Source organism: Spirulina sp. 06S082, assembly GCF_034932145.1.
Lineage (GTDB): Bacteria > Cyanobacteriota > Cyanobacteriia > Cyanobacteriales > Spirulinaceae > CCY15215.
In genome coordinates, this window is sequence record NZ_JAYGHV010000446.1 from 1 (window position 1) to 5,942 (window position 5,942).

Here is a 5,942-nt window from a genome sequence, read left to right on the forward strand (position 1 = left end):
AGTAGGGACGGGTGAGGTTTCTCTTGGTGCGCGTTCCTTGGCTGTTCGCGTAGCGTCTCCAAAGGAGCGGTGCAACCTCGGCACGAGGTTGCACCGCTCCTCAGCTTATCCAATTGACCTTTGGAGGTCGCTCTCATCCCCTCTTCAATCGAAGATTTGAAGAGGGGAATTCCCGCTCCCATTGTTAAAAAATAAACAGAGTAAAAAATATGGCTTCTCAGTGGCAAAATCTACTTAAAAATATCGGAGAATGGCAAGGATCGTTTACCAAATTCTCCCCGGAAGGGCAGCAATTAGAGGATGTTCCTAGCATTCTCATTCTTGAAGGATTGCAAGATAATAAAGCCCTACGATTAACCTTAAATCGCTTTCCTCAAGATAAACCTCCCTACAATTTTACAAGTGAATTCTCGTCCCTGAATCGTAGTATGCTTGTGTTTGAAGATGGGGCATTTTCTAAGGGGTCGATGCAGTGGAGTCCCGTGAGTGAATTTGGGGGAGAATTTGGTTTAAAAACAGACAATGAACGCTTGCGTTTGGTGCAGTTATATACAGGAGAAAGTCAATTACAAAGCATTACTTTAATGCGGGAAAAATTAGCAGGAACGAGTCCTCCTCAAAGACCAATATTAACCCCAGAACAGCTAATTGGAGAATGGCGAGGAGAAGCAACGACATTATATCGCGACTGGAGTAGCGATCGCATGGCCACCCACCTCAAAATCGAAACAGAAGGTCGCGATCGCCTTTCGCAAACTCTCAGTTTTGGGACGGGATCTGCCGTCAAAACCCTGCGATCGACGGCAAAAATAGAAGGGTCAAGGCTTCATTTTGAAGATAGCGAACAACCTTATCAAATTCTCCTCTTACCCAATGGTGCATCTTCTAATTGTCCCACAACGATCGCCCCCCGCAAGCGATTTGTTTTAGAATTAGGATGGCTGGTAAGGCCAGAACTGAGATTGCGTCTCATTCGCAGTTATAGCGATCGCGGAGAATGGGTTCATTCAACTTTAGTTCGCGAGGAAAAACAACGGTAAATTTGCTGTTCCTAAAATCATCCAAAATTTAATAAAATAGAGGTGTAAAAAATACACCTCCATCCTCTTTTTAACCTTGGGAAACTTAGATTTTCCGAGAATAATACTCAACTACAAGGAGTTCGTTAATCTGTAGGGCGATCCATTCGCGATCGATAATTCCATTCACTTTCCCTGTCATGCTTTCCTTGTCATATTCTAAATGACTGGGAATATTTGCTAAACCCGGAAATTCCATATTGGCTTGTACCAAACGGCGAGAACCATCACGATTCCTCACTTTAATGACATCCCCTGGGCGGCACTGATAACTGGCAATATCTACCCGGCGATCGTTGACCATAAGATGACCGTGGTTAACCAATTGTCGCGCACCGGGGATCGTTCCTGCCATGCCCAGACGAAACACGGTATTATCGAGACGCATCTCCAGCAATTGTAATAGCTTTTCCCCCGTGGAACCCGTAGCGCGACGTGCCTGTAGCATATAGCGCATTAACTGCTTTTCCGAGATACCATAGTTAAAACGCAGTTTTTGTTTTTCTTCGAGACGAATAGCGTATTCAGATCGCTTGCGTCGGTTTTGGCCGTGTTGTCCGGGGGGATAGGCGCGACGGGCGGTTTTGCGGGTTAAGCCAGGGAGTTCTCCCAAACGGCGTGTAATCCGCAAACGCGGTCCTCTGTAACGAGACATTTATTTTCTTACTCCTGTTAGATTTAAAATTTCAGGCTTGAAGTTCGCTTTTGAGGGCGATCGGGTGTTGGTGGCTTTGCACCTAAATTTTTTACCCGAACTTACTATTATACCTCAAAACGGTGGCGCGATCGCATTTTAAGTCTGGGACGCGATCGCGATCGCAATAACTTGTAATCTGAGAAAATGTAATAAACTGTTACAGTAAAGAGGGACAAAGAGAATTTCTGAACAGCCCGATAGTAAACTGGTAGTATTCCCAAAATGTCAATCCCAACCCCTCCAGAAAGCGAAATTCTGAAAGCCGTTCTCGAGCCTTTATTAGAGGATTTTCTGGGCTGGTTTTCGCGATCGCGTTCCCTCTTAGAGTCAGAATCCTTAGATTTTCTGGAGGAAAGCGATCGAATCGATCTCCTCAAGAGAGTAAACACAGCAGATCGAGAGGTTCGCACCGCCCAAATGATGTTTCGGGCAACCGAAGGAAAAGCGGGAATTGACCCCTCTATTCTCGTCCCTTGGCATCGATTGGTTCTGGAATGCTGGCAGGTTTCAGCACAAAGAAGGGGTTCAGCCAAAACACAACCTGGTCAACAACAAGGAGAAGAGGAATAAATTGTCAATCTCAATTGTCAATTCTATCAATTCCTCCGGATTGCAAAAATTTAAGGCCCCCATAAAAAAAATCATAATGAGAGGTACAAAATGTTACATTTTCTTTACATTCTAGTTTTTACAGTCATTGCCTTTGTTGCGATCGGAAATTTGATTCGCAATCTCTTTACATTAGGTCGAGAATCTAATCGCAGCCTCCCCCATCTCGGCTTAGAAAATAACACCTCTATGCCTCAACCTGCAACTCGTAGGGCTTCTATTCCCCATCCGGAATTGTTAGATAGTAATGGTAAACCCATTAACGAACCCTTATTAGTTATGCGATCGGTTGATGTAGAAGAAGCGAGAGAAAGACTTGATGCGCTTTATCGTTCTTCTCCCGGTGTAAATGAGAATGAGGGATAAATTATCCTGCTTGAATCGCCTAAATTCCGCACTTCAAAATATGTTTGAATATTGATTGAAAATAAAGGAGTGCGGGTTCTGGGTGAGAATTATAAAGCAGGAGTACATAAAAAAAATATGGCGCAAACTTTAGCAATTGAACGAAATCTTAAAACCTTAAGTCAACTCCAAAACGAAATTTGTATCAATTAAGCCAAGTAAGATTAAGGGAGGAAACAATTAAACTGATTGTCTTATCTCCACTATTGAAATTAGCTGGCTTTTACGATCCATCCTTCCAGTTTCGAGCCGAAGAAACGATTCAATTAGCCATTGAAAGTCAGGAAATAATCTATCGAGGTCGAATTGATGCCCTTGTTCTTCAAGATCGGCTTTGGATTGTTGTTATTGAATCAAAAGAAACCAGTTTTTCTCTCGAACTTAGTGGGTGAAAAGAACTTTACTCTATTTTTTGTCTTGTACTATAATGATCTCTTTTGTAAATACTTTTTAACTCAACACAAATTATGGTTCAAAAAAAGCAATTAACCATAGACAAAAAACTAACATAGTACACAAAATGCCTGCATCAGTAGAAGATAAAAATTGAGCTTTGTAAATAAAAGAAGACAATTTACTTTTTGGTGCCGCAAACTTTATTCCCATAATTCGTCTTAGGTCGTGATACATAGGTTTTGCTCTATCAGCATACCGTAAACTAATAATTTGAATGTATGCCCACAGAATAGATAAACATATTCCAACTCCAATAATTAACCTGTGATCACTAATTGAGTTAGATGTCGCCAGCACAAGTGTGCCGGCATTAAGCCCCGCAAACGATGAAAATCGCTGCCAATAAATTTCTTGTTCTCGAAGAATTTGTTCATTCAAAAACTTCAATGCTTCTACTTTATCACCACCAAAACTATTTATTAGGTTTTCAAGATCATCAGTCATGGCAAAAACTTTCAATAAAAAAAATCGAATCAAAATCAAGATAAAAATATTGGATTGAAGTATTTTTACCAATAAAATTTATTGATATAAGAGCGAGAGAGAGAGCGCGTTAATGCTATCATCACAAGGATGGAAGGTGGAAAAATAGCAGGAGAGAGAGACATTTGAATGTGAATATGATTTAGTATTGGCAATAATAGAAGCTGTAGAACAGCGAGGAAAAACACAAGAACTAAAGGTAGACTTATTCCATTTTAAGCAGAAAAAGAAAAAAGACAAGCAAGTTAAGCCTTGTTTACTTTTCTTTACACAGACTATAACGATTGTGTCCGACCACTTATATATTCTCTCTTACCTCGTCAAAATCGGCTTTATCCTGTTTTACAAATTTTGAAAGGTTTTGGCGATCGCATTAAAACAAACTAAAAAATCCCTTGCATCTCAGTTTTGCAAAAATGCGCGATCGCAGTACAATTCAGAAAGTTTCAGCATTAATTTTTTCCTTTTGATTCATGGTTGTCCTGCTCAAAAACGCCTCATCCCATCAAGATTTAATCGTTACACCACCGACAGAAGGGATATCTTTACACGGTAGCGTAAAAATTCCAGGAGATAAGTCGATTTCTCATCGCGCCCTGATGTTGGGGTCGATCGCCCAAGGAAAAACAACTATTCAAGGACTATTGTTAGGAGAAGATCCCCACAGTACCGCCGCTTGTTTTCGCATGATGGGGGCGACGATTTCCGAGTTAAATGACACAGAAGTGAGCGTGGAAGGGATCGGCTTGGGCAATTTGCGAGAACCTAAAGGAGTTTTAAATGCGGGAAATTCGGGAACGACATTGCGGTTAATGTTGGGGCTATTGGCTTCTCATGGCGATCGCTTTTTTGCGGTAACGGGGGATGATTCCCTGCGATCGCGTCCCATGTCCCGCGTCGTCAAACCTCTCGCCCAAATGGGGGCGACGATCTGGGGACGAGAAGATAATGCCTTCGCACCTTTAGCCATTCGCGGACGACAATTACAGGGTATTCATTATCATTCTCCCATTGCTTCCGCCCAAGTTAAATCCTGTCTTCTCTTGGCGGGTTTATCGGCGCAAGGAAAGACCACTATTACAGAACCCGCCCTCTCTCGGGATCACAGCGAACGGATGTTAAAGGCTTTTGGGGCAGAATTAAGCATCGATCGCGAAACCAATAGCGTCACAGTCGTTGGGGGATCGGGTACTTTACAAGGGCAAAATATCATCGTACCGGGAGATATTAGTTCGGCGGCATTTTGGCTAGTAGCGGCGGCGATCGTGCCAGGTTCGGAATTATTAATTGAAAATGTCGGCGTAAACCCAACCAGGACGGGGATATTAGAAGTTTTGGCCATGATGGGGGCAGATATTGTGCGGGAAAATGAACGCCTCGTGACTGGGGAACCTGTCGCCGATCTGCGAGTGCGTTACGGTAAGTTAAAGGGGTGCGCGATCGCGGGAGATATCATTCCTCGTCTCATCGATGAGATTCCCATTTTAGCCGTCGCAGCGATGTTTGCAGAAGGGACAACGACGATTAAAGATGCAGCAGAATTGCGAGTGAAAGAAAGCGATCGCCTCGCGGTGACAGCTTCGGAATTGAATCGCATGGGTGCAAAGATAACCGAACTTCCCGACGGTTTGGAAATTAGCGGAGGAGTGACACTAACGGGGTGCGAAACTGATAGTTATACCGATCATCGTATTGCGATGAGTTTGGCGATCGCGGCACTTGCAGCCAAGGGGACAACCACAATTCATCGGGCTGAAGCGGCTGCAGTTTCCTATCCGAATTTTGTCAACACCTTAGAACAAATTATAATACAATAGTTTTTGAAGCTGAAAGGGTGCATCTCAAAAATGTAAATCGACATTAGCTTATAAAAATGCGATCGCATCAATCTTTTAGTCCTTATGGTTGTCAATACTGCTTTTTCCGTTGCCGAACTTACCGACTATATCCAAGACCTTCTCGAAGAAGATGAATATTTGCAACAAATATGGGTTATTGGTGAAGTGACTAGCGCCCGAGATTACCAAAGCGGCTTATTTTTTACTTTAGGCGATCGCCATAATAATGCCTCTATTCGTTGTGTCGTTTGGGGAAAATTACGAACTAAACTGGTACAAACCCCAACGCCTGGAGAACAAGTTGTGGTGTTGGGAAGTCTGCGACTGTACGCCAAACGAGGGGAATATCAACTCAACGCAGTGCAAGTGCTTCCG

At 42.9% G+C, this 5,942-nt stretch carries 8 protein-coding genes; 6 read left to right on the top strand and 2 right to left on the bottom strand.

Annotated features, from left to right (window positions below; all coding sequences use genetic code 11):
• Positions 1–209 precede the first annotated feature (209 nt).
• Positions 210–1,040 (top strand): DUF3598 family protein, encoded by an 831-nt coding sequence (locus VB714_RS26535; RefSeq protein ID WP_323228283.1) that lies wholly within the window; start codon positions 210–212, stop codon positions 1,038–1,040.
• A gap of 85 nt (positions 1,041–1,125) precedes the next feature.
• Here VB714_RS26535 and rpsD read toward each other — a convergent pair whose 3' ends face one another.
• A complete protein-coding gene (gene rpsD, locus VB714_RS26540) occupies positions 1,126–1,734 on the bottom strand; it encodes a 30S ribosomal protein S4 (protein ID WP_323228284.1) in 609 nt (202 codons plus the stop codon).
• Between the two features lie 264 nt (positions 1,735–1,998).
• On the opposite strand from rpsD, the gene VB714_RS26545 reads away from it, so the two are divergent.
• From VB714_RS26545 to VB714_RS26555, 3 genes are all read left to right on the top strand, one after another.
• Positions 1,999–2,346 carry a DUF2605 domain-containing protein gene (locus VB714_RS26545; RefSeq protein ID WP_323228286.1) on the top strand — a complete coding sequence of 116 codons (348 nt, stop codon included), beginning with the start codon at positions 1,999–2,001 and terminating at the stop codon, positions 2,344–2,346.
• Between the two features lie 90 nt (positions 2,347–2,436).
• Positions 2,437–2,751 (top strand): DUF2973 domain-containing protein, encoded by a 315-nt coding sequence (locus VB714_RS26550; protein WP_323228287.1) that lies wholly within the window; start codon positions 2,437–2,439, stop codon positions 2,749–2,751.
• 179 nt (positions 2,752–2,930) lie between these two features.
• Complete coding sequence (locus VB714_RS26555; RefSeq protein ID WP_323228288.1) at positions 2,931–3,182, top strand: hypothetical protein; 252 nt, start codon at positions 2,931–2,933, stop codon at positions 3,180–3,182.
• 73 nt (positions 3,183–3,255) lie between these two features.
• Here the strand turns inward: VB714_RS26555 and VB714_RS26560 are convergent, their stop codons facing one another.
• A complete protein-coding gene (locus tag VB714_RS26560) occupies positions 3,256–3,690 on the bottom strand; it encodes a hypothetical protein (RefSeq protein ID WP_323228289.1) in 435 nt (144 codons plus the stop codon).
• A 512-nt stretch (positions 3,691–4,202) separates the two neighbouring features.
• On the opposite strand from VB714_RS26560, the gene aroA reads away from it, so the two are divergent.
• Positions 4,203–5,546: a 3-phosphoshikimate 1-carboxyvinyltransferase gene (aroA, locus tag VB714_RS26565; RefSeq protein ID WP_323228290.1), complete on the top strand. Its 1,344-nt coding sequence runs from the start codon at positions 4,203–4,205 to the stop codon at positions 5,544–5,546.
• A gap of 84 nt (positions 5,547–5,630) precedes the next feature.
• Positions 5,631–5,942 (top strand): exodeoxyribonuclease VII large subunit (locus tag VB714_RS26570; protein WP_323228291.1); only part of this gene is annotated, 312 nt, incomplete at its 3' end.

Excerpts from the sequence above, each read along its gene's own strand:
- VB714_RS26560 (WP_323228289.1), bottom strand. The coding sequence starts at position 3,690 with ATGACTGATGATCTTGAAAACCTAATAAATAGTTTTGGTGGTGATAAA.
- VB714_RS26550 (WP_323228287.1), top strand. The coding sequence starts at position 2,437 with ATGTTACATTTTCTTTACATTCTAGTTTTTACAGTCATTGCCTTTGTT.
- aroA (WP_323228290.1), top strand. The coding sequence starts at position 4,203 with ATGGTTGTCCTGCTCAAAAACGCCTCATCCCATCAAGATTTAATCGTT.
- VB714_RS26535 (WP_323228283.1), top strand. The coding sequence starts at position 210 with ATGGCTTCTCAGTGGCAAAATCTACTTAAAAATATCGGAGAATGGCAA.
- VB714_RS26545 (WP_323228286.1), top strand. The coding sequence starts at position 1,999 with ATGTCAATCCCAACCCCTCCAGAAAGCGAAATTCTGAAAGCCGTTCTC.
- rpsD (WP_323228284.1), bottom strand. The coding sequence starts at position 1,734 with ATGTCTCGTTACAGAGGACCGCGTTTGCGGATTACACGCCGTTTGGGA.